This window comes from Burkholderia sp. AU4i, from assembly GCF_000466765.1.
GTDB classification, from domain to species: Bacteria; Pseudomonadota; Gammaproteobacteria; order Burkholderiales; family Burkholderiaceae; genus Burkholderia; species Burkholderia cepacia.
Genome location: NZ_ASSI01000101.1, coordinates 13,610 through 38,850 on the forward strand (window position 1 = coordinate 13,610; position 25,241 = coordinate 38,850).

The following is a 25,241-nucleotide window of genomic DNA, read 5'->3' on the forward strand; positions in this document are numbered from 1 at the left end:
ATGCAGCGTCGGGGAATGGGCGGTGGGATGCCGCAAAGCAGAAGATTATAAACGTTCGGGCGGGCCGGCGGCCGAGAAGGCGGGAAACGCGGGGGCGAATGGTAAAATTCGCGGATGAAAAAACTCGTGATCCTGATTTCCGGTCGCGGCAGCAACATGGAGGCCATCGTCCGCGCGTGCGCGCAGGAACGCTGGCCGGCCGAGATTGCCGCCGTGATCGCCAACCGGCCCGACGCGGCCGGACTGGCTTTTGCCGCGTCGCACGGGGTGGCGACGGCGGTGGTCGACCACCGCTCGTTCGACGGCCGCGACAGCTTCGACGCGGCGCTCGCCGCCGAGATCGACCGGTTTGCGCCCGATCTCGTCGTCCTCGCCGGCTTCATGCGCATCCTCACGCCCGCATTCGTCAGACGATACGAAGGCCGGTTGCTGAACATCCATCCGTCGCTGCTGCCGAGCTTCAAGGGCATCCACACGCATCAGCAGGCGCTCGACGCGGGTGTCGCGCTGCATGGCGCGAGCGTGCATTTCGTCATCCCCGAGCTCGACAGCGGCGCGATCGTCGCGCAGGGCGCGGTGCCCGTGCGCGCGGGCGACGACGCGGCGGCGCTCGCGCAGCGCGTGCTGGCGGTCGAGCATGTGCTGTATCCGCGCGCGGTGCGCTGGTTCATCGAGGGCCGTTTGCGCCTCGAGAACGGCCGCGCAGTGGTGGCGCCGGAAGAGGCGCGCTGGATTTTCGCGGATCAACCGCATACCGAAACGAGTGAGGGCGTATGAAGCTGCACGGATTCCTGATCGGCCAGACCGAGACTTTGCTGGCCGAGGTGCTGAAGTTCGCCGGCCCCGCCGACGCGACGACGAGCCGGTTCTTCCGCGCGCACCCGAAGCTCGGGCATGCCGAACGCGGTGTGATCGCCGAGGCGGTGTTCGCGGTGCTGCGCCGGAAAATGGAGTTTTCGCACCTCGCCGAGAGCGGCACCGGTACGCCGGCACGACGCCTCACGCTGCTCGGCCTGATGCAGACGGTCGGCCGCAATGCGCTGAAGCCGTTCCTGTCGGACACCGAGTCGGCCTGGCTCGAGCACGTGTCGAAAATCGACCCGGCGAGCCTGCCAGTGCGCATTCGCACGAACCTGCCCGACTGGATTCACCAGGCGCTGTCGGCCCGTTTCGATGCCGACGAGCTCGCGCAGCTCGCCGCCGCGCTGAACTATCCGGCGCCGCTCGACCTGCGCGCCAATGCGCAGAAGGCGAGCCGCGACCAGGTCATCGACGGGCTGCGCGCGAGCGGCATCGACGCGGGCGCGACCCCGTTCGCACCGTTCGGCGTGCGCGTGGTCGGCAAGCCGGCGCTGACGCGCCTGAAGCTGTTCGAGGAAGGCGCGATCGAGGTGCAGGACGAAGGCAGCCAGCTGCTGTGTTCGCTGGTCGCGCCGCGCCGCGGCGAGATGGTCGTCGATTTCTGCGCGGGCGCGGGCGGCAAGACGCTCGCGCTGGGCGCGATGATGCGCTCGACCGGGCGCCTCTATGCGTTCGACGTGTCGGAGAAGCGCCTCGCGAAGCTGAAGCCGCGTCTCGCGCGCAGCGGGCTGTCGAACGTGAACCCGGTGCTGATCGACAGCGAGCACGACGCGAAGATTAAGCGGCTCGCCGGCAAGATCGACCGCGTGCTGGTCGACGCGCCGTGCAGCGGCCTCGGCACGCTGCGCCGCAATCCGGACCTGAAGTGGCGCCAGACGCGTACCGCGATCGACGAACTCACGCCGAAGCAGGCGTCGATCCTCGCGAGCGCCGCGCGCCTGGTGAAGAAGGGCGGCCGGCTCGTCTACGCCACGTGCAGCGTGCTCGACGCCGAGAACGAACGCATCGTCGAGCAGTTCCTGGCCGATCATCCCGAGTTCGTGCTGGTGCCGGCGCAGAAGGTGCTGGATGACCAGCGCATCGCGCTCGAGACCGGCGACTACCTGTCGTTGTGGCCGCACCGTCACGCGACCGACGGCTTCTTCGCCGCGGTCCTCGAACGGCGCGCCGCGCAGTAACGACTGCCCGGACTGACGATGGAAAACCTGCAGAGCCGCCTGCTGTCGCACCGGCTGGAATCGGTCATTCGTGACTTCCACCAGCCGGTGATGATCTGGCAGGCGGCGATCCTCGTCGGCGCGCTGTGTTTCGCATGGGTGACCGCGCGCTTCGTGCACGGCCGCATCGATGCACGCCGCCGGGCGGCCGGCCGCGCGCCCGGCGCGGGCGCGCAAAGCCTGAAGCGCGCGCTGTTCCCGTTGTTCGGCAGCGTCTTCGTCGGCGCCGCGCAACTCGCGTTCGACCCGTTCATGTCGACGTCGCTGCTGTCGCTGGCGCTCGTGCCGCTGTTCGGCATCGGGCTGATCTACGTGCTGTTCTTCTTCGCGCGGCGCGTGTTCGCGCGCGACGGCCACACGCACGCGTGGCTGTCGATCGTCGAGAAGATCGTGTCGACCGTCGTGTGGGCCGCGATGGTGCTGACCGTGCTGGGCATTCAGCGCGACGTGCTGGGCTGGCTCGACAGCGTGCAGTTCCGCGTCGCCAACGCGCACCTCACGCTGCTGTCGGTGATTTCCGGCGCGCTGTGGGTATGCGTGACGCTGATGGTCGCGATGTGGCTGGGCTCGGTGCTCGAGGACCGCCTCACGCGCGCAAGCACGCTCGACGCGAACCTGAAGGTCGTGCTGTCGCGGGTCGGCCGCGCGCTGCTGGTATTTGCGGCGATCCTGATCGGGCTGTCGCTGGTCGGCATCGACGTGACGGTGCTCGGCGTGTTCGGCGGCGCGGTGGGTGTCGGCCTCGGTTTCGGGCTGCAGAAGATCGCCAGCAACTACGTGTCGGGTTTCATCATCCTGCTCGACCGTTCGCTGCGGCTCGGCGATGCGATCAGCGTCGGCGGGCTGCAGGGCGTCGTCACGCAGATTCGCACGCGCTACACCGTCGTGCGCGGCCTCGACGGCAACGAGACGCTGATTCCGAACGAGAAACTGATCACCGACGTCGTGCAGAACCAGTCGTCGTACCTGACGCGCGGCTACGCGAAGGTCGCGGTGCAGGTCGCGTACACCAGCGATGTCGAGCACGCGCTCGTGTTGCTCGCCGAGGCGGCCAGGGACGTGCCGCGCGTGCTGGCGGAGCCGGCTCCGACCCCGTATCTGGTGGGCTTCGGTGCGGACGGGATCGACCTGGAGCTCGGTTTCTGGATCGAGGACTCGGCGAAAGGGACGTCCGGCGTGCGTTCGACCGTGAACCGCAATATCTGGCGGCTGTTCAGCGAGCACGGGATTTCGATCCCGTTCCCGCAGCGCGAAGTGCGGGTCGTGGGGCTGCCGGACAGCTTTCCTGCCGCGGGCGTGGTGGCCGGCAACGGCGCGGTGGACGGGCGCGCACCGGCTGCGTAGCGCAAGCTGGCCGCCAAACGTATCGACCCCGCGGTCGAAACCGGATCGCGGGCCGTTCCGAGTCCGCCCATGGACTGCGCTGGTTGCGTCAGGGCAAGAAAATGTTCATTTTTTACAAAGACTTGGAACGGTTGAAGTAAAATTCTGGTCTACACGCGGTATGCTTTCATTTTTCTGACGCTTGGCGCGGGCCGGCGTCGCTCTCATCACAGGTAACTGCCTTGTTGAATTCCCTGCTCGATTTTCTTTCCCACGGGCTCCTGCATTTTTCGTGGTGGCAGGTCGCGCTGTTCGCGCTCGCCGTCACGCACGTCACGATCATCGGCGTGACGGTCTACCTGCACCGCTGCCAGGCGCATCGCGCACTCGAGCTGCATCCGATCGCGAGCCACTTCTTCCGCCTCTGGCTGTGGATGACGACCGGCATGCTGACGGGCCAGTGGGCCGCGATTCACCGCAAGCACCATGCGAAGTGCGAGACCGAGGAAGATCCGCACAGCCCGCAGACGCGCGGCATCTGGAAGGTGTTCCTCGAGGGCGCCGAGCTGTATCGCGCGGAAGCGAAGAATGAAGAGACGATGCGCAAGTTCAGCCACGGCACGCCGAACGACTGGATCGAACGCAACATCTACTCGAAGTACCCGATCCTCGGCGTGAGCCTGATGATGGTGATCGACGTCGCGCTGTTCGGCGTGCTCGGCCTGACCGTCTGGGCCGTGCAGATGGTCTGGATTCCGTTCTGGGCGGCTGGCGTCGTCAACGGCTTCGGTCACTTCTGGGGTTATCGCAACTTCAACTCGGCCGACGCGAGCACGAACCTGTTCCCGTGGGGCATCGTGATCGGCGGCGAAGAGCTGCACAACAACCACCACACGTTCGCGACGTCGGCGAAGCTGTCGAACAAGTGGTACGAGTTCGACATCGGCTGGATGTACATCCGCATCATGTCGGCATTCGGTCTCGCGAAGGTGAAGAAGGTCGCACCGACGCCGCGCCTGAACAAGCCGAAGACGGTGCTCGACCAGGAAACGCTGCAGGCCGTGCTGTCGAACCGCTACGAAGTGATGGCGCGCTACGGCAAGGCCGTGAAGCGCGCATACCGCCAGGAGCTTGCGCACCTGAAGGAAATCGGCGGCGAGAAGTACCAGCTGATGCGTGGTGCGCGCAAGTGGTTCCACAAGGATGCCGACGGCCTCGACGAGCCGCAGAAGAAGCTGCTGCCGGAAATCTTCGCGAACAGCCAGAAGCTGCACACGTACTTCCAGCTCCGCCAGGATCTGGCCGCGATCTGGGATCGTTCGACTGCATCGCGCGAACAGCTTCTCGCGCAATTGCAGGATTGGTGCCATCGCGCAGAACAAAGCGGCATCAAGGCGCTGCAGGAATTCGCGACGCGCCTGCGCCGCTACGCCTGATTCGAAATCGATTAGAATCTAAGGACGTCAAAAACCCCGCGTTGGCGGGGTTTTTTATTTGGACTTCCGGTTTTTGAAGGTGACCGGTTGGGCCGGATTTGTATGAGGCTTGGGGCGGCGGCGAATGGTTGCCTCGGGGCGAGCACAGGGGTGAGGCCGGAGGGGGCGCCAAGGCGCCGATGCTGGTCGGCCGCGAAGCGTGGGATCCAGGTAAGCGCCAAAGCACTAACTTGGATCGACCGCGAAGCATGGGATCCAAGTAAGCGCCAAAGCACTAACTTGGATCGACCGCGAAGCATGGGATCCAGGTAAGCGCCAAAGCACTAGCTTGGATCGACCGCGAAGCATGGGATCCAAGTAAGCGCCAAAGCACTAACTTGGATCGACCGCGAAGCATGGGATCCAAGTAAGCGCTAAAGCGCTAACTTGGATCGACAGGAGATATGGAGATGCAATCGACGATCAAACCCGTCGAATACGATCGGCCCGTCGCAGCAGGGACCGTGTGCGGCGTCGGGCAGGCATGGGCCAAGGTGCCCGACGCACCGTCCGCCGAAGAACGCGCTGCACTGAAGGCACGTATCAAGGCGTTACTCGTGCGTGAAAAGGCCGTCCTGGTCGCGCACTACTACGTCGACGCCGAATTGCAGGAACTGGCCGACGAAACGGGCGGCTGTGTCGCCGACTCGCTCGAAATGGCCCGCTTCGGCCGCGATCACGACGCGCAGACGCTGGTCGTCGCCGGCGTGCGCTTCATGGGCGAAACCGCGAAGATCCTGAGCCCGAACAAGCGGATCCTGATGCCCGACCTCGATGCGACCTGCTCGCTCGACCTCGGCTGCCCGGTCGACGAATTCTCGGCGTTCTGCGATGCGCATCCCGACCGTACCGTCGTCGTCTACGCGAATACCAGCGCCGCCGTGAAGGCGCGCGCGGACTGGATGGTCACGTCGTCGATCGGCCTCGAGATCGTGGCCGACCTGCATGCGCGCGGCGAGAAGATCATCTGGGCGCCGGATCGCCATCTCGGCAGCTACATCCAGAAGAAAACCGGCGCGGACATGCTGTTGTGGCAAGGCTCGTGCCTCGTCCACGACGAGTTCAAGGGCATCGAACTCGACCTGCTGCGCGCCGAGTATCCGGACGCGAAGGTGCTCGTCCACCCCGAGTCGCCGGAAAATGTCGTCGCACAGGCGGACGTCGTCGGCTCGACGACGCAATTGATCGACGCAGCCGTGAAGTTCGACGCGACGCGCTTCATCGTCGCGACCGATCTCGGCATCCTGCACAAGATGCAGCTCGCGGCGCCGGGCAAGACCTTCATCGCCGCACCGACGGCCGGCAACAGCGCGACCTGCAAGAGCTGCGCACATTGCCCGTGGATGGCGATGAACGGCCTCGCGAACCTCGCCGACGTGCTCGAACGTGGTCACAACGAGATCTTCGTCGATCCCGCGATCGGCGAGCGTGCACGTCTGCCGATCGACCGGATGCTCGATTTCGCAGCGGCGCACAAGAAGCGCGTGCAGGCGAGCGGCGATCTGCAGCGCGACCAGCAACTGTTTGCGAACGTGGGGGCTGCATGACGAACGCAGCCGTATCCCCGCTGTTCGACGTCGTCCGCGAGCAATACGGTGCGGCATTCGACGACGCGATCGCGCGCAACGTGGCCGATGCGATCGCGGAAGACGTCGGCACGGGCGACCAGACCGGGCGGCTCGTGCCGGCCGGCGGGCGTCGCCGGGCGCGCATCATCGTGCGGGAAGACGCCGTGTTGTGCGGTGTACCGTGGTTCGAGGCCGTGATTGCGCGAATCGATCCGGCGATCGTCGTGCAATGGCGCTATCGCGAAGGCGACCGGATGACGCCCGATTCGACCGTCTGCGAACTCGAAGGGCCGGCGCGTGCACTGCTGACGGCCGAGCGCAACGGACTGAACTTCCTGCAATTGCTGTCGGGGGTCGCGACTGCGACGCGCCGTTACGTCGAGCGCGTCGAAGGCACGCGCGCGAAGATCCTCGACACGCGCAAGACGCTGCCGGGCCTGCGGCTCGCGCAGAAATACGCTGTGCGTGTCGGCGGCGGCGAGAACCAGCGTCTCGCGCTGTATGACGGCATCCTGATCAAGGAGAACCACATCGCGGCGGCAGGCGGTGTCGGCGAGGCGCTCGACGCGGCGTTCGCGCTGGAGTCGGGCGTGCCCGTGCAGGTCGAAGTCGAGACGCTCGCGCAACTCGATACGGCACTCGCGCATCGCGCGCAGTCGGTGCTGCTCGACAACTTCACGCTCGACATGATGCGTGAAGCGGTGCGTGTCGCGAACGGCAAGGCCGTGCTCGAAGTGTCGGGCGGCGTCAATTTCGATACGGTGCGTGCGTTCGCGGAAACGGGTGTCGACCGTATCTCGATCGGCGCGCTGACGAAGGACGTGCGCGCGACGGACTATTCGATGCGGATCGTCGACTGATCGCGCGACATACCGTCTGACGAAAAAAAGCCGCTGGCGCGCAAACGCCAGCGGCTTTTTTGTGGGCCGCAGCCGGGAACGGCGTGGCGGTCAGCGGCGCGAGCGGGGCGTGAGCACGCTCGGCAGCGCCTTCGGCAGCGTGTTCGGCCAGTCGCGGCTGTAGTGCAGCCCGCGGCTTTCGCGGCGCGAGTACGCGCTTTTCACGATCAGTGTCGCCACGTCGACGAGGTTGCGCAGTTCGAGCAGGTCGCGCGTCACGCGGAAGTTCGCGTAGTACTCCTGGATCTCGTCGCGCAGCAGCGACAGCCGGTGCTTCGCGCGTTCGAGGCGCTTGTCGGTACGCACGATGCCGACGTAGTTCCACATCAGGCGGCGCAGCTCGTCCCAGTTGTGCGCAACGACGACTTCCTCGTCCGCATCCGACACGCGGCTTTCGTCCCATGCGGGCAGCGTGGCGGGTGTTTCGGCATCGAAGCCGGCCGCCTCGATCGCCCCGGCCGCCGCGCGGCCGATCACGAGGCATTCGAGCAGCGAGTTGCTCGCGAGCCGGTTCGCACCGTGGAGCCCGGTGTACGACGTTTCGCCGACCGCATACAGGCCCGCGAGATCGGTGCGCCCGGCGAGATCGGTGACGACGCCGCCGCACGTGTAGTGTGCGGCCGGCACGACGGGAATCGGCTGCTTCGCGATATCGATGCCGAATTCGAGGCAGCGCGCGTGGATCGTCGGGAAGTGCTCGCGCAGGAACGCTTCCGGCTGGTGGCTGATGTCGAGATATACGCAGTCGATCCCGCGCTTCTTGATCTCGAAGTCGATCGCGCGTGCGACGATGTCGCGCGGTGCGAGTTCGGCGCGAGGATCATGCGCGGGCATGAAGCGCGTACCGTCGGGCAACTTCAGCAGGCCGCCTTCGCCGCGCACGGCTTCCGAGATCAGGAACGACTTTGCATACGGATGGAACAGGCAGGTCGGGTGGAACTGGATGAATTCCATGTTGGACACGCGGCAGCCCGCGCGCCACGCCATCGCGATGCCGTCGCCGGTCGCGGTGTCGGGGTTCGTCGTGTACAGGTAGACCTTGCCGGCGCCGCCGGTCGCGAGCACCGTATGCGGCGCCTCGATCGTGATCGTGCGGTCGTTGTCGACGTCGAGCGCATACAGGCCGTGACAGCGGCGGCCGGGCAGGCCGAGGCGGTCCGACGTGATCAGGTCGATCGCGTGGTGGTTCTCGAAGAACGTAATGTTCGGATGCTGGCGCGCCCGCGCCGACAGCGTCGCGAGCACCGCGTGGCCGGTCGCGTCGGCCGCGTGGATGATCCGGCGGTGGCTGTGGCCGCCTTCGCGCGTGAGGTGGAAGCCGAGCTCGGCAGCGTCGTCCTTCGTGAACGGCACGCCCTGGGAGATCAGCCATTCGATCGCTTCGCGGCCGTGCTCGACGATGTAGCGCGTCGCGCCTTCGTCGCACAGCCCGCCGCCGGCGACCAGCGTGTCGTCGACGTGGTTCTCGATGCTGTCCGCCGAATCGAGGACGGCCGCGATGCCGCCTTGCGCGTTATCGCTTGCCCCCTCCATCATCGAACGTTTCGCGATCAGCGCGACACGTCGCGTGCTGGCCAGGTTGAGTGCGACCGACAGCCCTGCCAGGCCGCTGCCGACGATCGCCACGTCGAATTTCATGCTGCATCTCCATCGTTACGCTTTTGATCTTGTGCGTTCCGGCGGCCGCAGCCGCGGAAAGGGGAGAGCATACCGCGTCGCGCCGGAGCGTGCGCGCAAAACAAAAAGCCCCGCATGTGCGGGGCTTTTCGGTCGCCGTCAGGCTGGCAGAAACCGGAGATTACTTGATCTTGGTTTCTTTGTATTCCACATGCTTGCGGACGACGGGATCGAACTTCTTGATCGCCATCTTTTCCGGCATGTTGCGCTTGTTCTTCGTGGTCGTGTAGAAGTGACCCGTACCAGCGGTCGACTCGAGCTTGATCTTGTCGCGTGCGCCTTTTGCCATGATTGTGCTCCTTGGGCTTAGGCTTCGCCGCGTGCGCGCAGGTCAGCGAGCACGGAATCGATGCCGTTCTTGTCGATCAGGCGCAGGCCGGCGTTCGAGACGCGCAGGCGCACCCAGCGGTTTTCGCTCTCTACCCAGAACCGGCGGTTTTGCAGGTTCGGCAGGAAGCGGCGCTTCGTCTTGTTGTTGGCGTGGGAAACGTTGTTGCCGCTCATCGGCGCTTTCCCAGTTACTTGGCATACGCGTGCCATGAGAGCACTCCTAATACGCTAAATTCGGGGTTCGATCGCCGATGAAGGTTCCATCGTACCGCCACGTGATCCATGGCTGCACTCAGAACGCCGAAGCCCTTACAGACAAGGCCCTTCGATGGCTAGAACTGGTTGGAAAAAAGACAGACGGCGATTCTAGCAGAAAAAGTTCAGAAAAATCAAACCTAATTTCGCATCGCCGTTGCGGCGCCCTCAGGCGGGCCGCAACCGCACAGTCTACAGCCAACCGGCCCGTGCGAACGAAAAAGTATCACTGGTGCCGATGACGATGTGATCGAGCAGCTGAACGTCGACGAGCGCGAGCGCGTCGTGCAGCACGCGGGTCAGGCGCCGATCCTCGGCGCTCGGCTGCACCGCGCCCGACGGGTGATTGTGCGCGACGATCAGCGCGGCGGCGTTGTGCGCCATCGCGCTGCGCACGATCTCGCGCGGGTAGACGGCCATGCGCGTCAGCGAGCCGCGCGTGATTTCCTCGGTGTCGATCAGGCCGTGGCGCGCGTCGAGGTAGACCGCGGCGAACACTTCGTACGGGCGCGCGCCGATCTTCATCCGCAGATAGTCCTCGACCGCGCCGGGCGAATCGATCAGCCGCTTCTCGCGCGCTTTCTCCTTCAGTACGCGCCGCGCGATCTCGGTGACCGCAACCAGCCGCGCGGAGCGCGCGGGGCCGATGCCGGGGTGCGCCTCGAAATCGTCGGCGGTTGCCTCGAGCAGCCCGCGCAACGTCTTGAACTGCCGGACCAGCGCGCGGGCCGTGACGAACACGTCGTGCCCCGGCTTGCCGGTGCCGAGCAACAGGGCGATCAGTTCGTCGTTGGTCAGCGCGGCCGGCCCGCGCTCCAGCAATCGCTCGCGCGGCCGCTCGGGCCGCCAGTCGCGCGGGCGGCGCTTGCGCCGGCGGATCGGGAGGCCGCGGCCGGGCGGATCGGCCGGCAGATCGGCGGTGTCGCGGCATTCGACGGGCGGCAGGGTGAGGCAGGGTGACAGCATGCTCGAAACTCCGTTGGCGGCGGGCGGTATGCGCGACGTCGTCGCACTTTCCGCCTTGCGCGCTCAGGTGACTTACAATATTGGCTTTGCGCCGGGCCTTTCGGCCGTATCGGGCGCCGACCGAACGAGTAATTCATGAGCCTCATCGATCTATCCGAAGTGAAGCCCGGTTCCCACGTCACGTTGCATTACCGGCTGGCACTGGCCGACGGCGCCGACATTGTCAACACCTTCACCGACAAGCCGGCCACGCTGCTGCTCGGCGCGGGGCAACTGGCGCCGTCGCTGGAACAGATTCTGATCGGGCTCAGGGTCGGCGACCATTCGACTTTTCAGCTATCGCCCGAACAGGGGTTCGGTCCCCGCAATCCCGACATGCTCCAGCGCGTCACGCTGTCGACGCTGCGCGAGAACGGGATGGTCGGCGACGATTTCACGCCGGGCGAACTGATCGAGTTCAATGCGCCGGACGGCGGCCGGTACGCGGGGGTGCTGAAGGAAGTCAGCGAGACCTCGGCACTGTTCGACTTCAATCATCCGCTCGCGGGCCAAGCGCTCACGTTCGAAGTGAAAATCATCGGAATCCTGTAATCATGAGCACCACCGATACGCTGTCCGGGCAGACCGTCGCAGCCGACGCCGAAATCCTGCTGGCCCAGCCGCGCGGTTTCTGCGCGGGCGTCGATCGCGCGATCGAGATCGTCGAGCGCGCAATCGCGATGCACGGTGCGCCGATCTACGTTCGTCACGAAATCGTCCACAACAAGTACGTGGTCGAGGATCTGAAGAAGAAAGGCGCGATCTTCGTCGAGGAACTCGAGGAAGTGCCGGCCGGCAATACCGTGATCTTCAGTGCGCACGGCGTGTCGAAGGCCGTGCGCGACGAGGCCGACGTGCGCGGGTTGCGCATTTACGACGCAACCTGCCCGCTCGTCACGAAGGTGCACGTCGAAGTGGCGAAGATGCGCCAGGATGGCGTCGACATCGTGATGATCGGCCACAAGGGCCATCCGGAAGTCGAAGGCACGATGGGTCAGGTCGAGCGCGGCATGCATCTCGTCGAGAGCGTCGAGGACGTGCAGAAGCTTGAGCTCGCCGATCCCGAGCGCATCGCGCTCGTCACGCAGACGACGCTGTCCGTCGACGATGCAGCCGAGATCATCGGCGCGTTGAAGGCCAAGTATCCGAAAATCCGCGAGCCGAAGAAGCAGGACATCTGCTACGCGACGCAGAACCGCCAGGACGCAGTGAAGTTCATGGCGCCGCAATGCGATGTCGTGATCGTCGTCGGCAGCCCGAACAGCTCGAATTCGAGCCGCCTGCGCGAAGTGGCCGAGAAGCGCGGCGTGGACGCCTACATGGTCGATGCACCCGACCAGATCGACCCGGCATGGGTCGCGGGCAAGCGCCGCATCGGCGTGACGGCCGGCGCGTCGGCACCTGAAGTGCTCGCCCAGGCCGTGATCGCACGCCTGCGCGAGCTCGGCGTGCGCAACGTCCGCGCGCTCGAAGGCATCGAGGAAAACGTGTCGTTTCCGCTGCCGCGCGGGTTGAACCTGCCGCCCGCCGCCTGATTGACGCAGCGCACCTGCGGACACACCGAAGCGCGCCTCCCGGCGCGCTTTTTTTTACCCGTCGGAATTGCAATCGCAACCATTCTCCGCATTCACGGTGCAACCGGGTTGCTCCCATCGTTTTCAAGCGTCTCTCAAAATTGGTTGCAATGCAGGAAAACCCCATCGAATCAGGATTATTGGCGTCCTATAAATGGAGTTACAATGCGCCCGTTTTCAGGCCTGAATGGCTTTGAAATCGGGTTTTGGCAAGGCGCGGGAGACCATTCGATGCATGTGAAGTTGGCTTACGCCGTGTCCGTCGCCGCACCGGTTGCAATGCTTGCCGGCTGCAGCAAAAAGAGCGACGGCGGGGCGGGGAGGGAGGCTGCGGTGTTCGCGGCACCGCCGGCCAGCGGCGTGCGCGTCGCCGGAACCGGTCGTGCGGCACCGTTCGCGTGCCGCATTGCGCAATTGGGCAAGGACAAGGAAAACGGGGCACGTTTGGCGATCGAGGAAATCAACGCGCTTGGCCTGGCGAACGGCCAGGCAGCGGGCACGCAGGTTGCAGCGCAGCAAGCCGCCGGTCGTGGCGTGACAGCGACCGTGCGCGCCGATCGACGCAGGCCGGCCATGGAGCCCGGCGCTGCGGGCAGCGTGCCGATGTCGCCGGCCCCCTTTCATTTCGATTCGACGAAACAGCGTGTTGCCGCGAGCCATGATGTCGCGGCGCGCGGTCTGGTTCGTACGATGGATTCCAACGCAGTCCTGACGAATGTCGGGCACGGCGTTCGCGGTGCCTTGCGGGGCAGCGCGACACGGAATCCGATCTGCCCGGATGCGGGGCTCGCCTCGCGCCGGACGGGAAAAGGCACGGATGCCGGGCAACCGGACGATGGCCGTCTCGGCATGCTGCCCCACGACTTCAAGGAGGCCACGAACACCGTCCTCGATGTCGTGACGATTTAGCGACGGGACTCATGACGGCACCGGAACAGTGCGGTGCCGTTTCTGTATCCGCTCCGGCGGCAGGTCCGGCCGTACAGGCCGGGCGGCGCGCGCCGGGACGATCCACCCTTACCGGTATCGACTAGTACCCGCAGTGTCGCCGAGAAGGCGCGATTCCTCGCTTACCCGCGGGGCGCAGCGCCCTCCGGCAGCACGGGCCAAGGAGCTTTAAATGGATATTTTCGTCCAGCAGGTTCTCAACGGGCTGGTGCTCGGCAGTGTCTACGCCATCATCGCGTTGGGCTACACGATGGTGTACGGCATTCTCGGCATCATCAACTTCGCGCACGGCGACGTGCTGATGATCGGCGCGATGGTCGCCTTGTCGGCCATCACCGTGCTGCAGAACCATTTCCCCGGACTCGGCAACGTCGCGACGCTGACGATCGGCCTGGGCATCGCCGCCGTCGTCTGTGCGTTCGTGGGCTTCACGATCGAGCGGGTCGCATACCGGCCGCTGCGCCGCGCACCGCGCCTCGCCCCGCTGATCACCGCGATCGGCGTGTCGATCCTGCTGCAGACCGCCGCGATGATCATCTGGTCGCGCAACCCGCTGCCGTTCCCACAATTGCTGCCGACCGATCCGATCAACGTGATCAAGGCGACCGACACGACGCCGGGCGCCGTGATCTCGGTCACTGAAATCGTGATCATCGCGGTGGCGTTCCTCGTGATGGGCGGCCTGCTGCTGCTCGTGCACAAGACCAAGCTCGGCCGCGCGATGCGCGCGATCGCCGAAAGCCCGAACACCGCGAGCCTGATGGGCGTGAACCCGAACTTCGTGATCTCGGCGACGTTCATGATCGGCTCCGCGCTCGCCGCGCTGGCCGGCGTGATGATCGCGTCCGAATACGGCAACGTGCACTTCTACATGGGCTTCATCCCCGGCATGAAGGCATTCACGGCCGCGGTGCTGGGCGGGATCGGCAACCTCGGCGGCGCAATGGTCGGCGGCGTGCTGCTCGGCCTGATCGAGCAGCTCGGGGCCGGCTACATCGGCAACCTCACGGGCGGTGTGTTCGGCAGTAACTACCAGGACGTGTTCGCCTTCGTCGTGCTGATCATCGTGCTGGTGTTCCGTCCGTCCGGCCTGTTGGGCGAACGTGTCGCGGATCGCGCGTAACGGAAGGGAGCAAACAACATGACATCCATTCAACCGATTGAATCCTCGACGTCGCTCGTCGAAGAGCGCAACACCACCAAGACCGTCATCATCGGCATCCTGACCGCTGCGTTCGTGATCGCCGCGCCGATCATCATCGGCTCGGCCGGCGGCAACTACTGGGTCCGCGTGCTCGACTTCGCGATGCTGTACGTGATGCTCGCGCTGGGCCTGAACGTGGTGGTCGGCTTCGCCGGCCTGCTCGACCTCGGCTACATCGCGTTCTATGCGGTGGGCGCGTACACGGCGGCATTGCTGAGCTCGCCGCACCTGACCTCGCAGTTCGAGTGGATCGCGGCGCTCGCGCCGAACGGCCTGCACATCCCGTTCCTGATCATCGTGCCGATCGCGATGGCGCTGGCGGCGACCTTCGGGATCCTGCTCGGCGCGCCGACGCTGCGCCTGCGCGGCGACTACCTCGCGATCGTGACGTTGGGCTTCGGTGAAATCGTCCGGATCTTCATGAACAACCTCGACCGTCCGGTGAACATCACCAACGGCCCGAAGGGGATCACGGGCATCGATCCGGTGCACGTCGGCGGCTTCAACCTGTCGCAGACGCACTCGCTGTTCGGCCTGCAGCTGCCGTCGGTCTACATGTACTACTACCTGTTCGTGCTGTGCTCGCTGCTGGTGATCTGGGTGTGTACGCGCCTGCAGCACTCGCGTATCGGCCGTGCCTGGGCCGCCATCCGCGAAGACGAAATCGCGGCGAAGGCGATGGGCATCAACACCCGCAACGTGAAACTGCTCGCATTCGCGATGGGCGCGTCGTTCGGCGGCCTGTCGGGCGCGATGTTCGGTGCGTTCCAGGGCTTCGTGTCGCCCGAGTCGTTCACGTTCTGGGAATCGATCGTCGTGCTCGCCTGCGTGGTGCTCGGCGGCATGGGCCACATCCCGGGTGTGATCCTGGGCGCGGTGCTGCTCGCGATCTTCCCGGAATTCCTGCGCTCGACGATGAGCCCGCTGCAGCACGCGCTGTTCGGTCATGACGTCGTCGATACGGAAGTGATCCGTCAGGCGCTGTACGGCCTCGCGATGGTGGTCATCATGCTGTACCGCTCGGAAGGCCTGTGGCCCGCGCCGAAGCATGAGGACAAGATCGCGAAACTGGCGAAGCGCAACAGCAAGAAGCCGGTGCGCGCTTAACCTACGGACACAGGGGATATACACATGAGCGACAAGCAAATCCGACTGTCCGTCAAGGGCGTGAACAAGCGCTTCGGTGGCCTGCAGGCGCTGTCCGACGTCGGTCTCGAGATCAAGGAAGGCGAGATCTACGGGCTGATCGGCCCGAACGGCGCCGGCAAGACGACGTTCTTCAACGTGATCACGGGCCTCTACACGCCGGACTCCGGCGAGTTCAAGCTCGACGGCTCGGAATACAAGCCGACCGCGGTGCACCAGGTCGCGAAGACGGGCATCGCGCGCACGTTCCAGAACATCCGCCTGTTCGGCGGGATGACGGCGCTCGAGAACGTGATGGTGGGCCGCCACGTGCGCACCAAGCACGGGCTGCTCGGCGCGGTGTTCCAGACGCCGGCCGAACGCCAGGAAGAGCGCGAGATCAAGGAACGCGCGATCGAGCTGCTCGAATACGTCGGCGTGCTGCAGTACGCCGACTACACGTCGCGCAACCTGTCGTATGGCCACCAGCGCCGGCTGGAAATCGCGCGCGCATTGGCGACCGACCCGAAGCTGCTCGCGCTCGACGAGCCGGCGGCCGGGATGAACGCGACCGAGAAGGTCGAACTCACGCGCCTGCTCGACAAGATCCGTTCGGACGGCCGCACGATCCTGCTGATCGAGCACGACGTGAAGCTCGTGATGGGATTGTGCAACCGGATGACGGTGCTCGATTACGGCAAGGTGATCGCCGAGGGTCTGCCGCAGGACGTGCAGAAGAATCCGAAGGTGATTGAGGCATATCTCGGCGCAGGGGTGCACTGATGGCAGCGGCAATGTTGAAAATCAAGGGCTTGCAGGTCAACTACGGCGGCATCCAGGCCGTCAAGGGCGTTGACATGGAAGTCCGTCAGGGCGAGCTCGTGACGCTGATCGGCGCGAACGGCGCAGGCAAGACCACGACGATGAAGGCGATCACGGGTCTCAAGGCGTATTCGGCGGGCGACATCGAGTACGACGGCAAGTCGATCAAGGGCGTGCCGACTCACGAGCTGCTCAAGCGCGGCCTCGCGATGGTGCCGGAAGGCCGCGGGATCTTCGCGCGGATGTCGATCGTCGAGAACATGCAGATGGGCGCGTACCTGCGCAACGACACCGAGCAGATCAAGAAGGACGTCGACCGCATGTTCGGTTTCTTTCCGCGCCTGAAGGAGCGTGCGACGCAGCTCGCGGGCACGCTGTCGGGCGGCGAGCAGCAGATGCTGGCGATGTCGCGCGCGATCCTGTCGAAGCCGAAGCTGCTGCTGCTCGACGAGCCGTCGATGGGCCTGTCGCCGATCATGGTCGAGAAGATCTTCGAAGTGGTGCGCGAGATCTCGAAGGAGGGCATCACGGTGCTGCTCGTCGAGCAGAACGCACGCCTCGCGCTGCAGGCGGCCGACCGTGGTTACGTGATGGATTCGGGCACGGTCACGATGGAAGGCGATGCGAAGCAGATGCTCGACGATCCGAAGGTGCGTGCCGCGTATCTCGGTGAATGAGTGAGTGAATGAGCGGGCCCGATGGCGCGCGACGGCAGGTGCCGGGCGCGTCGCACACGGGCTTTCGAAAGGCTGTCACGGGATGCCGTGGCAGCCTTTTTTTTCGTGTCGTGCCATTCGAATCGAACTTGTGCGTTCGGATGCGACTCCATTCGACTGTTACGCCGCGCACGCGGCGCGGGGGCGATGGGGCGGCCACCCGCAGCGGGTCGTCCGCAGCGGGTCGTCCGCAGCCGGTCGCCCGCAGCCGGTCGCCCGCAGCCGGTCGCCCACAAACCGACACACGGGCCGTGTAGCATCGACGGCCCCTCGGGACACGGAGAGCACGCATGAGTCTGGACTACGGTTTCGTGAAGGCGAAGGTGACATCGGTGGCGAAGCTGAAGGGCTCGCCGCACGGCAGCGAGATCCAGTATCACATCCACCTGACGCTGGCGTTGCCGGGCGGCAACTGGGACGTCGCGATCAACGTCGGCACCAGCGACGCGGACGACTTGCTGAACTACAAGCTCGTCTACGATTTCCACCATCCGATCACGCAGACGCTCGCGGCCGCGACCGAAGGTTATACCGACCTGACGGGGCAGGCCGCATTGCCCGCGCTCGACTACCTGCGCAGCGACATCCTGAACGAAACGGGGGCGTGGCGCGCGAGCGCCGTGATGGACGGCACCGAGAATCCGGAGCCGATCCCGTCGCTGCTGCGGCTCGTGAATGCCGCGCAGTCGCAGGGGCTCGACGTCGTCGTGTTCGGCCGCTCGTATGCCGAAGGCAACGGCATCCACGACACGCACATGAACCAGGGTTCGACCGGCTCGAACTACGTGCACCGTGCGGGCGACGACCACAACGACCACAACGACGTCTGGCAGGACGGCGCGCTGATCGTGCGCGTGAGCGACACGCAGTGGGCCGCCTATTTCGCCGCGTTCGAGCAGCAGGCCGTGCCGACCGACGCGCTCGGCAATCCGCTGCCGGGCGCGGGGCCGATCACGCGCTGAGATCGCCGGCGGCCGGCTGTCGCGTCATGCGGCCGGGAGCGTCTTGCCGAACGAGATGCGCTCCTCGACGCGGTAGCCGAGCGCCGCGTAGAAGCGGCACGCGTCGTCGTTGCCCGGCAGCACCTGCAGGTTGATCTTCAGGCAGCCGCGCGCGGCGAGCGCGCGTTCCGCATGCGCGATCAGCGCGCGGCCGATGCCGAGCCGCCGCGCGTCGTTCGATACGCCGAACGAGTAGAGCCAGCCGCGATGTCCGTCGAAACCCGCCATCAGCGTGCCGACGACGCGTGCGCCGCTGGTCGCGACGAAAAACAGCTCCGGCTGCGTCGCGAGCTTCAGTTCGATCGATCGCAGCGGATCGCGGTGCGGCGGCGCACCGGCTTCGTCGTACTGCGGGAACGCGTCGCGCCATACCGCGAGCACGGCATCGGTGTCGGCGCGTTCGAACGGGCGGATTGCGACAGCATCGGCGGCGGCATCCATCGGCGGGCTCTCCTCAGAGTGTGTCGAGAACCGACCGCAGCATCGCCATCATCTGGTCGATCTCTTCGGTCGTCACGTTCAGTGCGGGCATGAAGCGCAGCAGGTTCGGCCGCGCGGCGTTCAGCAGCAGGCCGTCGGGCTGCATGTCGCGTGCCTTCTCGACGATCTGCGGGCCGATGTCCTTGCCGAGCAGCAGCGCGCGCAGCAGGCCTTCGCCGCGTTCGCCTTCGAAACCGCGCTCTTCCGACAGTTCGAGCAGCTTGCGCTTCAGGTATTCGCTGCGCGCGCGCACGCCTTCGAGGAAGCCGGGCGCGACGAGCTGCGAGATCACCGAATAGCCGACCGCCGTCATCAGCGGGTTGCCGTTGTACGTGCCGCCCTGGTCGCCGGCCTCGAACACCGCGACCTCGGCCTTCGACAGCAGCGCGCCGAGCGGGGCGCCGCCGCCGATGCCTTTCGCGAGCGTCATGACGTCCGGCTCGATGCCGGACAGCTCGTATGCGAACAGCGTGCCCGCGCGGCCGCAGCCGCTTTGCACCTCGTCGACGATCAGCAGCAGGTTGTGCTGTTTCGTCAGCGCGCGCAGCGCCTGCATGAATTCGCGCGTCGCCGGAATCACGCCGCCTTCACCCTGGATCGGCTCGAGCATCACCGCGACGGTCTTGTCGGTGATCAGCCTCTCGACCGAGTTGATGTCGTTGAGCTCGGCCTTCGGGAAACCCGGCACCTGCGGTGCGTAGATCGTGTCCCAGCCCGGCTTGCCGCTGGCCGACATCGTCGCGAGCGTGCGGCCGTGGAAGCTGTGGTCGAACGTGATGATCTCGTAGGCGCCGTTCTTGAACTTGCGGCCCCACTTGCGCGCGAGCTTGATCGCGCCTTCGTTTGCCTCCGCGCCGCTGTTCGTGAAGAACACCTTGTCGAACACGCTGTGCTGCGTGAGCAGGCCCGCGAGCTTCGCCATCGGTTCGTTGTAGAACGCGGGCGACGGGTTCAGCAGCTTTTCCGCCTGCGTCTTCAGCGCCTCGACGATGCCGTCGTTGCAGTGGCCGAGGCTGTTGACGGCCCAGCCCTGGATGAAGTCCAGGTAGCGCTTGCCCGTGTGATCGTAGAGCCACGAACCCTTGCCGTGCGTAAACACGATGTCGGGGCGGTTCGTGATGTACATCAGCGAGTCGATCGGATAATCGTTCAGGGGCATGGCAGCAGACTCCAGCGGGCGTTGAAAGGGAAACAGGCAATAAAAAAGCCACGGAAGGCCGTGGCTGGTGGGTCGAACAGCTTGTGCGTAACCGGTGAAGCGGTGTGGGGGTTACGCGCGAGTCCGTGACGAGCCTGCGGCATCCGGGCGGAGCGGCGAGCGGCGACGTCGAAGGGCGGACAGGTAGCAGTTCATGTGCGCAAGCATAAGGCATCCCGCGCCTCACTGTAAACCGCCGCGATGCCACGGATGTGACATCGCGGTGCGGGACGCGGATGCGCGGGTGTCAGACCGGATGCGCGAGATCGGCGGCGCTCGTGAACGAGTCGGCGTAGAACTCGTCAGCCGGCAGCGCGTGATGCTGCGTGAAGTCGCGTTGCGCGGATTCGACCATCACCGGCGCGCCGCACGCGTACACCTGGTAGCCCGACAGGTCGGGCAGATCCTCGATCACCGCGCGATGGACGAAGCCGGTGCGGCCCGTCCACTGGTCGCCGGCGTCCGGCTCGGACAGCACCGGCACGTACTTGAAGTTCGGGATCTCGCGTGCCCACTGCTCGGCGAGCTCGTCGAGGTAGATGTCCTTCTTGCGGCGCGCGCCCCAGTAGAGCGTCATCGGGCGCGTGATGCCCGTGTGCTTCACGTGCTCGATGATCGCCTTGATCGGTGCGAAGCCCGTGCCCGATGCGAGCAGCACGATCGGCTTGTCGGAATCCTCGCGCAGGAAGAACGTGCCGAGCGGGCCTTCGAAGCGCAGGATGTCGCGCTCCTTCATTGCGCCGAACACGTGGTCGGTGAACTTGCCGCCCGGCATGTGGCGGATGTGCAGCTCGATCGGGCCTTCCTCGTGCGGCGCGTTCGCCATCGAGTAGCTGCGGCGCGAGCCGTCCTTCAGGATGAACTCGACGTACTGGCCCGCGAGATACTGCAGGCGTTCGTTGGCGGGCAGCTGCAGCTTCACGACCATCACGTCGTCGGCCTTGCGTTCGAGCGCGGCGATCCGGCACGGCAGCTTCTTGACCTGCACGCCGTCGACGCCGGCGATTTCGCGCACGTCGATTTCGAGATCGCACTGCGCCTTCGAGCAGCACAGCAGCGCGAGGCCGCGCGTGCGCTCGTCGTTGGACAGCGCCGACGCGGCGTGCGGGCCCTGTTCGATCTGGCCCGACACGATCTGGCCCTTGCAGGAGCCGCACGCGCCGTTCTTGCAACCGTACGGCAGATGGACGTTCTGGCGCAGCGCAGCCGCCAGCACGGTTTCGTCCGACTCGACCTGGAATTGCCGGCCGCTTTGCTTGAGAGTGACGTTGAATGCCATAGAACCAAACTAGAACAAAATGTGGGGACCGTGCATGTCGGGCACGGCAGCTACAATGCAAGCCCGTTGCGCGTCGCGCAACGGTGGCTACTGATTTCGCAACCAACATGATCGCGACTCGAATCCTGCGCCGGCCGCGCGCACTGATCGTCGGCTGCGGCGACGTCGGCATGCGCTGCGTCGCGCAATGGCGCGACACGCACCGCAACCTGCGGATCTTCGCGCTGACGAGCCACCCGGCCCGCCGCGACGAACTGCGTGCCGCGGGCGCGACGCCGATCGTCGGCGACCTCGATCGCCGGGCGACGCTCGGCCGCCTCGCGGGCCTGGCCCGCACGATCCTGCATCTCGCGCCGCCGCCATCCGACGGCCGCGACGACCGGCGCACGCGTGCGCTGATTGCCGCAACGACCGTGCCTGCGCGTCGGCCATCGACTCCGCCGGCACCGGCGGTCGGCCGGCTCCGAACGCTGCGCACCGCTGCACGGCAGGCCGGCGCACCCGTTCGGGGAGCGCGTATTGTACCCGACGGCCTTCGCGCGCCGAGGCTCGTCTATGCGAGCACGACGGGCGTATACGGCGACTGCGGCGGCGCGCGCATCGACGAGACGCAGCCCTTGCGCCCCGCGAATCCGCGCGCGTTCCGACGCGTATCGGCCGAGCGGCAACTGCGCGCGGCGACGGTGCGCGGCGTGCTGTCCGCGCGCATCGTGCGCATTCCGGGCATCTACGCGGCGAACCGCCTGCCGGTCGCACGGCTCGAGCGCGGCACGCCGGCACTCGAACCGGCCGACGACGTCTACACGAACCACATCCACGCGGACGATCTCGCGGCGATCCTGCGCCGCGCGGCCGAACGCGGCAAGCCGGCGCGCGCCGTGCACGCGTCGGACGACAGCGAACTGCGGATGGGGGAATATTTCGACCGGGTCGCGCAGGCGCTCGGCCTGCCGAGGCCGCCACGCGTCAGCCGCGCGGACGCCGAGCGCCAGCTCGAGCCGACCCTGCTGTCGTTCATGCGCGAGTCGCGGCGCCTGTCCAACGCCCGGCTCAAGGCCGAATTGTGCGTGACGTTGCGGTATCCGACCGTAGACGATTTCCTTCAAACGCTCGCGCCGGGCAGCGCATCAGGTCAGCGCCGGTAATGCCTCGATCAGCAGGAAGCACAGCAGCGCGCCGATCAGCGCGCCAATCAGGTTCGGATGATATTTGTGCTTCGCGTGCATCATGGCCAGCAGGCCGCCGATCACGATGACACCGACGACCGCGAACGCGATCATCATGTACGACAGTTCGAAAGTATGGTTGACGTTCATGGTATCTCCCCCTGCATCGCTGCTCGTGCAGCTTGTGATTTCAGTATAGCGGGGGAACATGCGGCCGAGACGCGGCCGGGCACCGAACGATCGTGCGGATTTTCCCTTACAGGGTTTCGACGGGATTGCGCAGCGCTGAAAGGTCGGCGTCATCGAGCCAGCGCCACGCACCCGGCGCGAGATCGCCCGGCAGCGCGAAGCCGCCGATGCTTTCGCGATGCAGCGCTTCGACGCGATTGCTCGCCGCCGCGACCATGCGCTTGACCTGGTGATACTTGCCTTCGAGGACGGTCAGCGCGAGCGCGTGCGGTGCGCGCGCGTCGGCGGCGACCGCCGCGATCGGTTTCGGCTCGCCGTGCAGCTGCACGCCGGTGCGCAGCGCATTCAGCTGCGCGTCGTCGAGCGGGTGGCGCACGGTCGCCACGTAGGTCTTCGGCACCTTGCGCTTCGGCGATGTGTACGCGTGCACGAACTGGCCGTCGTCCGACAGCAGCAGCAGGCCCGTCGTGTCCTGGTCGAGACGTCCGACGCACTGCACGCCGCGCGCGACGAGCGGCGCGGGCAACAGGCTGAACACGCTCGCGTGGTGTTGCGGGTCGCGCGAACACTCGTAGCCGGCCGGCTTGTTGAGCGCGAGATATGCGCGCGCGCGGAACGGCCACGCCGTACCGTCGACCGAGAACACAAGGCCGTCGGTATCGAACGCGGCGTCGGGGTCGGTCGCGCACGCGCCCGCCACGCTGACGCGGCCCGCTTCGATCAGGCCGCGGCACTGGCGGCGCGAGCCGAAGCCCTGGGTGTAGAGAATGCTTTCGAGATCCATAGCGCGCGCATTCTATCAAGCGGCGGCGCGCGGCCGGCGTGAACCCGCATGCGCTGGTAAGCTGCCGGTACGCCGCGCGGGGCGCGGCGCCCGTTCACTCTTCACGGAAAGTCCATGCCTTTCGCTTCGTTCCCGTTCGGCCGCAAGGCTGCCGCCGTCATCCTCGCCGCAACCGTCTCGTCGGTTGCGTTCGCGCACGCGCATCTCGCGAAGAGCGACCCGGCGGCGGGCGCGGCGGTGGCCGCCGCACCGGCAGCCGTCACGATCGATTTCACCGAGCCGCTGGAGCCGGCGTTCAGCTCGATCGTCGTCGTCGACGGCAACGGCAAGACGGTGTCGGACGGCCGTGCGCGCATCGACGCGTCGAACCGCAAGCGGATGACGGTGCCGCTCACGGCGGCCGGCACGGGCGCCTATACGGTGAAATGGGTGGCCGTCGCGACCGACGGGCACCGCACGCAGGGCGCGTACGGCTTCAGCGTGAAGTGACGTGACGCAACGGCGGCGGCAGGCCCGTGCCAGGGCTGCCGTCGCTTCCATTCGACAGGGAGTCCCGCATGAATCCGACGACGCTCGACGCACTCGCCGATTTTCCCCGTCAGCTCGAAGCGCATTTCGCAGCCGTCCCGGACGGCTACGCGCGCTGGACGCCCGATGACTGGGCCGGAATCCCGAGCGAGCACTTCTCGCCGCTCGGGCAGCTCTGCCACGTGCGCGACATCGAGACCGACGGTTATCACGTGCGGCTGCGGCGGATGCTCGAGGAAGACCGGCCGCTGCTCGTATCGATCGATGGCGACGCGCTCGCGATCGAGCGCCGCTACAACGACGCGTATGCGTCCGACGTGCTCGCGGCGATCCGCGAAGCACGGCGCGAGACGCTGGACCTCGTGTCGCGCCTCACGCCCGAACAGCTCGCACGCACCGGGGAGTTCGACGGTTACGGCTCGCTGACCGTGCGCGGGCTCGTCCACTACCTGTGCAGCCACGACCAGCAGCATCTGGCCGGCATGCAATGGCTGCTCGGCAAGATCGACGCGGCGCTGTACGCGCGCTGAGCCGGCCGGCATCCGCGGCATCGATCGGCGATTCCGGAAATCCTGTCGGTGCGGCAGGCCACATTACGTTGCGGCGATTGGACAGATTTTCTGGATAATCCATCCAGCCGCGACCGGCTGACCGGTGCGTCGCGCGTGCCTACACTCCAGGATTCGTTCATCGAGAAAAGGAGTCCACCGTGGCAATTCATACGCTCGCAGACAAGGTCGTCCTGATCGCAGGCGGCGCAAAGAATCTCGGCGGCCTGATCGCCCGGGATTTGGCGAGCCACGGCGCGAAGGCAGTGGCGATTCACTACAACAGCGCCGCATCGCAGGCACAGGCCGAGGAGACGGCTGCCGCAGTGCGCGCGGCCGGCGCGGAGGCTGCCACGTTCCAGGGCGACCTGACGACGGCCGCCGCGGTCGAGAAGCTGTTCGACGACGCGAAACAGCGCTTCGGCAAGATCGACATCGCGATCAACACGGTCGGCAAGGTGCTGAAGAAGCCGTTTACCGAGATCAGCGAGGCCGAGTACGACGAGATGTTCGCGGTCAACAGCAAGTCGGCGTTTTTCTTCATCAAGGAAGCGGGGCGGCACCTCGAGGATCACGGCAAGCTCGTCACGCTCGTGACGTCGCTGCTCGGCGCGTTCACGCCGTTCTATGCGGCGTACGAAGGATCGAAGGCGCCGGTCGAGCATTTCACGCGTGCGGCGTCGAAGGAGTACGGCGCGCGCGGGATCTCGGTGACGGCCGTCGGGCCGGGTCCGATGGACACGCCGTTCTTCTATCCGGCCGAGGGCGCCGATGCGGTCGCGTATCACAAGACGGCGGCCGCGCTGTCGCCGTTCAGCAAGACGGGGCTGACCGACATCGAGGACGTCGTACCGTTCATTCGCCATCTCGTCACCGACGGCTGGTGGATCACGGGCCAGACGATCCTGATCAACGGCGGCTATACGACGAAGTAAGCGACCAAGTAACCGGCCGGGCAACGCGCCGCTTCGGCGGACGTCGCGGCGTGCACCGCAATGGCGCGTTTGCGTGGACAATGGACGGGCGTGCGGCCTCGCGGCTGCGCGCCCGTTTTTCCGTGCCGCCGAAC

The 25,241-nt window shown here is 66.1% G+C and carries 27 protein-coding genes; 18 read left to right on the plus strand and 9 right to left on the minus strand.

The features are described from left to right. Positions 1–114: 114 nt before the first annotated feature. The 6 genes from purN (at position 115) to nadC (ending at position 7,304) form a co-directional block, all read left to right on the plus strand. Positions 115–777: a phosphoribosylglycinamide formyltransferase gene (gene purN / locus L810_RS23125; protein ID WP_021160746.1), complete on the plus strand. Its 663-nt coding sequence runs from the start codon at positions 115–117 to the stop codon at positions 775–777. Further along, entirely contained in the window at positions 774–2,039 is a 1,266-nt protein-coding gene (locus L810_RS23130; RefSeq protein WP_021160747.1) for an RsmB/NOP family class I SAM-dependent RNA methyltransferase, read from the plus strand. Before purN ends, L810_RS23130 begins: the two co-directional genes overlap by 4 nt. Positions 2,040–2,057: 18 nt before the next feature. Continuing rightward, positions 2,058–3,422, plus strand: coding sequence for a mechanosensitive ion channel family protein (locus tag L810_RS23135; RefSeq protein ID WP_021160748.1), 1,365 nt, complete (start codon positions 2,058–2,060; stop codon positions 3,420–3,422). 221 nt (positions 3,423–3,643) lie between these two features. After that, complete coding sequence (locus L810_RS23140; RefSeq protein ID WP_027786669.1) at positions 3,644–4,837, plus strand: DesA family fatty acid desaturase; 1,194 nt, start codon at positions 3,644–3,646, stop codon at positions 4,835–4,837. Positions 4,838–5,286: 449 nt separating this feature from the next. Then, positions 5,287–6,423 (plus strand): quinolinate synthase NadA, encoded by a 1,137-nt coding sequence (gene nadA / locus L810_RS23145; protein ID WP_021160750.1) that lies wholly within the window; start codon positions 5,287–5,289, stop codon positions 6,421–6,423. Next, positions 6,420–7,304: a carboxylating nicotinate-nucleotide diphosphorylase gene (nadC, locus tag L810_RS23150; RefSeq protein ID WP_021160751.1), complete on the plus strand. Its 885-nt coding sequence runs from the start codon at positions 6,420–6,422 to the stop codon at positions 7,302–7,304. The genes nadA and nadC overlap by 4 nt, the downstream gene beginning before the upstream one ends. A 90-nt stretch (positions 7,305–7,394) precedes the next feature. Here the strand turns inward: nadC and nadB are convergent, their stop codons facing one another. The 4 genes from nadB to radC form a co-directional block, all read right to left on the minus strand. After that, complete coding sequence (gene nadB / locus L810_RS23155; RefSeq protein WP_021160752.1) at positions 7,395–8,981, minus strand: L-aspartate oxidase; 1,587 nt, start codon at positions 8,979–8,981, stop codon at positions 7,395–7,397. Between the two features lie 160 nt (positions 8,982–9,141). After that, the gene (gene rpmG, locus L810_RS23160) at positions 9,142–9,309 is read right to left on the minus strand and encodes a 50S ribosomal protein L33 (protein WP_006478046.1); all 168 of its coding nucleotides are present in this window, start codon (positions 9,307–9,309) and stop codon (positions 9,142–9,144) included. Positions 9,310–9,326: 17 nt separating this feature from the next. Beyond that, the gene (gene rpmB / locus L810_RS23165; protein ID WP_004186391.1) at positions 9,327–9,560 is read right to left on the minus strand and encodes a 50S ribosomal protein L28; all 234 of its coding nucleotides are present in this window, start codon (positions 9,558–9,560) and stop codon (positions 9,327–9,329) included. A 237-nt stretch (positions 9,561–9,797) separates the two neighbouring features. Further along, entirely contained in the window at positions 9,798–10,571 is a 774-nt protein-coding gene (gene radC / locus L810_RS23170) for a RadC family protein (protein WP_021160753.1), read from the minus strand. Between the two features lie 135 nt (positions 10,572–10,706). Between radC and L810_RS23175 the strand changes: the two genes are divergently transcribed. The 8 genes from L810_RS23175 (at position 10,707) to L810_RS23210 (ending at position 17,961) form a co-directional block, all read left to right on the plus strand. Then, on the plus strand, positions 10,707–11,162 hold the full coding sequence (locus L810_RS23175) for an FKBP-type peptidyl-prolyl cis-trans isomerase (RefSeq protein ID WP_021160755.1): 456 nt from the start codon (positions 10,707–10,709) through the stop codon (positions 11,160–11,162). 2 nt (positions 11,163–11,164) lie between these two features. Next, positions 11,165–12,145: a 4-hydroxy-3-methylbut-2-enyl diphosphate reductase gene (ispH, locus tag L810_RS23180; protein WP_021160756.1), complete on the plus strand. Its 981-nt coding sequence runs from the start codon at positions 11,165–11,167 to the stop codon at positions 12,143–12,145. Positions 12,146–12,349: 204 nt separating this feature from the next. Further along, positions 12,350–13,093: a Leucine-, isoleucine-, valine-, threonine-, and alanine-binding protein gene (locus tag L810_RS23185; protein ID WP_021160757.1), complete on the plus strand. Its 744-nt coding sequence runs from the start codon at positions 12,350–12,352 to the stop codon at positions 13,091–13,093. 211 nt (positions 13,094–13,304) lie between these two features. Then, on the plus strand, positions 13,305–14,255 hold the full coding sequence (locus tag L810_RS23190; RefSeq protein ID WP_021160758.1) for a branched-chain amino acid ABC transporter permease: 951 nt from the start codon (positions 13,305–13,307) through the stop codon (positions 14,253–14,255). Positions 14,256–14,273: 18 nt separating this feature from the next. Next, positions 14,274–15,443, plus strand: a complete 1,170-nt coding sequence (locus L810_RS23195; RefSeq protein WP_021160759.1) for an ABC transporter permease subunit — start codon at positions 14,274–14,276, stop codon at positions 15,441–15,443. A 24-nt stretch (positions 15,444–15,467) separates the two neighbouring features. Beyond that, positions 15,468–16,244, plus strand: a complete 777-nt coding sequence (locus L810_RS23200; protein ID WP_021160760.1) for an ABC transporter ATP-binding protein — start codon at positions 15,468–15,470, stop codon at positions 16,242–16,244. Then, the gene (locus tag L810_RS23205; RefSeq protein ID WP_042975782.1) at positions 16,244–16,960 is read left to right on the plus strand and encodes an ABC transporter ATP-binding protein; all 717 of its coding nucleotides are present in this window, start codon (positions 16,244–16,246) and stop codon (positions 16,958–16,960) included. The genes L810_RS23200 and L810_RS23205 overlap by 1 nt, the downstream gene beginning before the upstream one ends. Positions 16,961–17,289: 329 nt before the next feature. Further along, positions 17,290–17,961: a DUF2278 family protein gene (locus L810_RS23210; protein ID WP_021160762.1), complete on the plus strand. Its 672-nt coding sequence runs from the start codon at positions 17,290–17,292 to the stop codon at positions 17,959–17,961. Positions 17,962–17,985: 24 nt separating this feature from the next. On the opposite strand, the gene L810_RS23215 is transcribed toward L810_RS23210, so the two are convergent. From L810_RS23215 to L810_RS23225, 3 genes are all read right to left on the minus strand, one after another. Beyond that, entirely contained in the window at positions 17,986–18,441 is a 456-nt protein-coding gene (locus tag L810_RS23215) for a GNAT family acetyltransferase (protein WP_021160763.1), read from the minus strand. Between the two features lie 13 nt (positions 18,442–18,454). Then, positions 18,455–19,639 (minus strand): acetylornithine transaminase, encoded by a 1,185-nt coding sequence (locus L810_RS23220; RefSeq protein ID WP_027786679.1) that lies wholly within the window; start codon positions 19,637–19,639, stop codon positions 18,455–18,457. 286 nt (positions 19,640–19,925) lie between these two features. Then, the gene (locus L810_RS23225) at positions 19,926–20,957 is read right to left on the minus strand and encodes a CDP-6-deoxy-delta-3,4-glucoseen reductase (RefSeq protein ID WP_021160764.1); all 1,032 of its coding nucleotides are present in this window, start codon (positions 20,955–20,957) and stop codon (positions 19,926–19,928) included. 107 nt (positions 20,958–21,064) lie between these two features. On the opposite strand from L810_RS23225, the gene L810_RS23230 reads away from it, so the two are divergent. Beyond that, positions 21,065–22,102, plus strand: a complete 1,038-nt coding sequence (locus tag L810_RS23230) for an NAD-dependent epimerase/dehydratase family protein (protein WP_021160765.1) — start codon at positions 21,065–21,067, stop codon at positions 22,100–22,102. On the opposite strand, the gene L810_RS23235 is transcribed toward L810_RS23230, so the two are convergent. Further along, positions 22,085–22,273, minus strand: coding sequence for a hypothetical protein (locus L810_RS23235; protein ID WP_021160766.1), 189 nt, complete (start codon positions 22,271–22,273; stop codon positions 22,085–22,087). The genes L810_RS23230 and L810_RS23235 overlap by 18 nt on opposite strands. 106 nt (positions 22,274–22,379) lie before the next feature. Beyond that, entirely contained in the window at positions 22,380–23,096 is a 717-nt protein-coding gene (locus tag L810_RS23240) for a pseudouridine synthase (protein WP_021160767.1), read from the minus strand. A 114-nt stretch (positions 23,097–23,210) separates the two neighbouring features. On the opposite strand from L810_RS23240, the gene copC reads away from it, so the two are divergent. From copC to L810_RS23255, 3 genes are all read left to right on the plus strand, one after another. Then, complete coding sequence (gene copC / locus L810_RS23245; RefSeq protein WP_021160768.1) at positions 23,211–23,585, plus strand: copper homeostasis periplasmic binding protein CopC; 375 nt, start codon at positions 23,211–23,213, stop codon at positions 23,583–23,585. A 68-nt stretch (positions 23,586–23,653) separates the two neighbouring features. Further along, positions 23,654–24,154, plus strand: a complete 501-nt coding sequence (locus L810_RS23250) for a DinB family protein (protein WP_021160769.1) — start codon at positions 23,654–23,656, stop codon at positions 24,152–24,154. A gap of 179 nt (positions 24,155–24,333) precedes the next feature. Further along, positions 24,334–25,107: an SDR family oxidoreductase gene (locus L810_RS23255; protein ID WP_021160770.1), complete on the plus strand. Its 774-nt coding sequence runs from the start codon at positions 24,334–24,336 to the stop codon at positions 25,105–25,107. Positions 25,108–25,241 lie beyond the last annotated feature (134 nt).

Bases quoted from the DNA above. Each gene is read 5' to 3' on its own strand.
- purN (WP_021160746.1), top strand. From the start codon at position 115: ATGAAAAAACTCGTGATCCTGATTTCCGGTCGCGGCAGCAACATGGAG.
- L810_RS23130 (WP_021160747.1), top strand. From the start codon at position 774: ATGAAGCTGCACGGATTCCTGATCGGCCAGACCGAGACTTTGCTGGCC.
- L810_RS23135 (WP_021160748.1), top strand. From the start codon at position 2,058: ATGGAAAACCTGCAGAGCCGCCTGCTGTCGCACCGGCTGGAATCGGTC.
- nadA (WP_021160750.1), top strand. From the start codon at position 5,287: ATGCAATCGACGATCAAACCCGTCGAATACGATCGGCCCGTCGCAGCA.
- nadC (WP_021160751.1), top strand. From the start codon at position 6,420: ATGACGAACGCAGCCGTATCCCCGCTGTTCGACGTCGTCCGCGAGCAA.
- nadB (WP_021160752.1), bottom strand. From the start codon at position 8,981: ATGAAATTCGACGTGGCGATCGTCGGCAGCGGCCTGGCAGGGCTGTCG.
- rpmG (WP_006478046.1), bottom strand. From the start codon at position 9,309: ATGGCAAAAGGCGCACGCGACAAGATCAAGCTCGAGTCGACCGCTGGT.
- rpmB (WP_004186391.1), bottom strand. From the start codon at position 9,560: ATGGCACGCGTATGCCAAGTAACTGGGAAAGCGCCGATGAGCGGCAAC.
- radC (WP_021160753.1), bottom strand. From the start codon at position 10,571: ATGCTGTCACCCTGCCTCACCCTGCCGCCCGTCGAATGCCGCGACACC.
- L810_RS23175 (WP_021160755.1), top strand. From the start codon at position 10,707: ATGAGCCTCATCGATCTATCCGAAGTGAAGCCCGGTTCCCACGTCACG.
- ispH (WP_021160756.1), top strand. From the start codon at position 11,165: ATGAGCACCACCGATACGCTGTCCGGGCAGACCGTCGCAGCCGACGCC.
- L810_RS23185 (WP_021160757.1), top strand. From the start codon at position 12,350: ATGCGCCCGTTTTCAGGCCTGAATGGCTTTGAAATCGGGTTTTGGCAA.
- L810_RS23190 (WP_021160758.1), top strand. From the start codon at position 13,305: ATGGATATTTTCGTCCAGCAGGTTCTCAACGGGCTGGTGCTCGGCAGT.
- L810_RS23195 (WP_021160759.1), top strand. From the start codon at position 14,274: ATGACATCCATTCAACCGATTGAATCCTCGACGTCGCTCGTCGAAGAG.
- L810_RS23200 (WP_021160760.1), top strand. From the start codon at position 15,468: ATGAGCGACAAGCAAATCCGACTGTCCGTCAAGGGCGTGAACAAGCGC.
- L810_RS23205 (WP_042975782.1), top strand. From the start codon at position 16,244: ATGGCAGCGGCAATGTTGAAAATCAAGGGCTTGCAGGTCAACTACGGC.
- L810_RS23210 (WP_021160762.1), top strand. From the start codon at position 17,290: ATGAGTCTGGACTACGGTTTCGTGAAGGCGAAGGTGACATCGGTGGCG.
- L810_RS23215 (WP_021160763.1), bottom strand. From the start codon at position 18,441: ATGGATGCCGCCGCCGATGCTGTCGCAATCCGCCCGTTCGAACGCGCC.
- L810_RS23220 (WP_027786679.1), bottom strand. From the start codon at position 19,639: ATGCCCCTGAACGATTATCCGATCGACTCGCTGATGTACATCACGAAC.
- L810_RS23225 (WP_021160764.1), bottom strand. From the start codon at position 20,957: ATGGCATTCAACGTCACTCTCAAGCAAAGCGGCCGGCAATTCCAGGTC.
- L810_RS23230 (WP_021160765.1), top strand. From the start codon at position 21,065: ATGATCGCGACTCGAATCCTGCGCCGGCCGCGCGCACTGATCGTCGGC.
- L810_RS23235 (WP_021160766.1), bottom strand. From the start codon at position 22,273: ATGAACGTCAACCATACTTTCGAACTGTCGTACATGATGATCGCGTTC.
- L810_RS23240 (WP_021160767.1), bottom strand. From the start codon at position 23,096: ATGGATCTCGAAAGCATTCTCTACACCCAGGGCTTCGGCTCGCGCCGC.
- copC (WP_021160768.1), top strand. From the start codon at position 23,211: ATGCCTTTCGCTTCGTTCCCGTTCGGCCGCAAGGCTGCCGCCGTCATC.
- L810_RS23250 (WP_021160769.1), top strand. From the start codon at position 23,654: ATGAATCCGACGACGCTCGACGCACTCGCCGATTTTCCCCGTCAGCTC.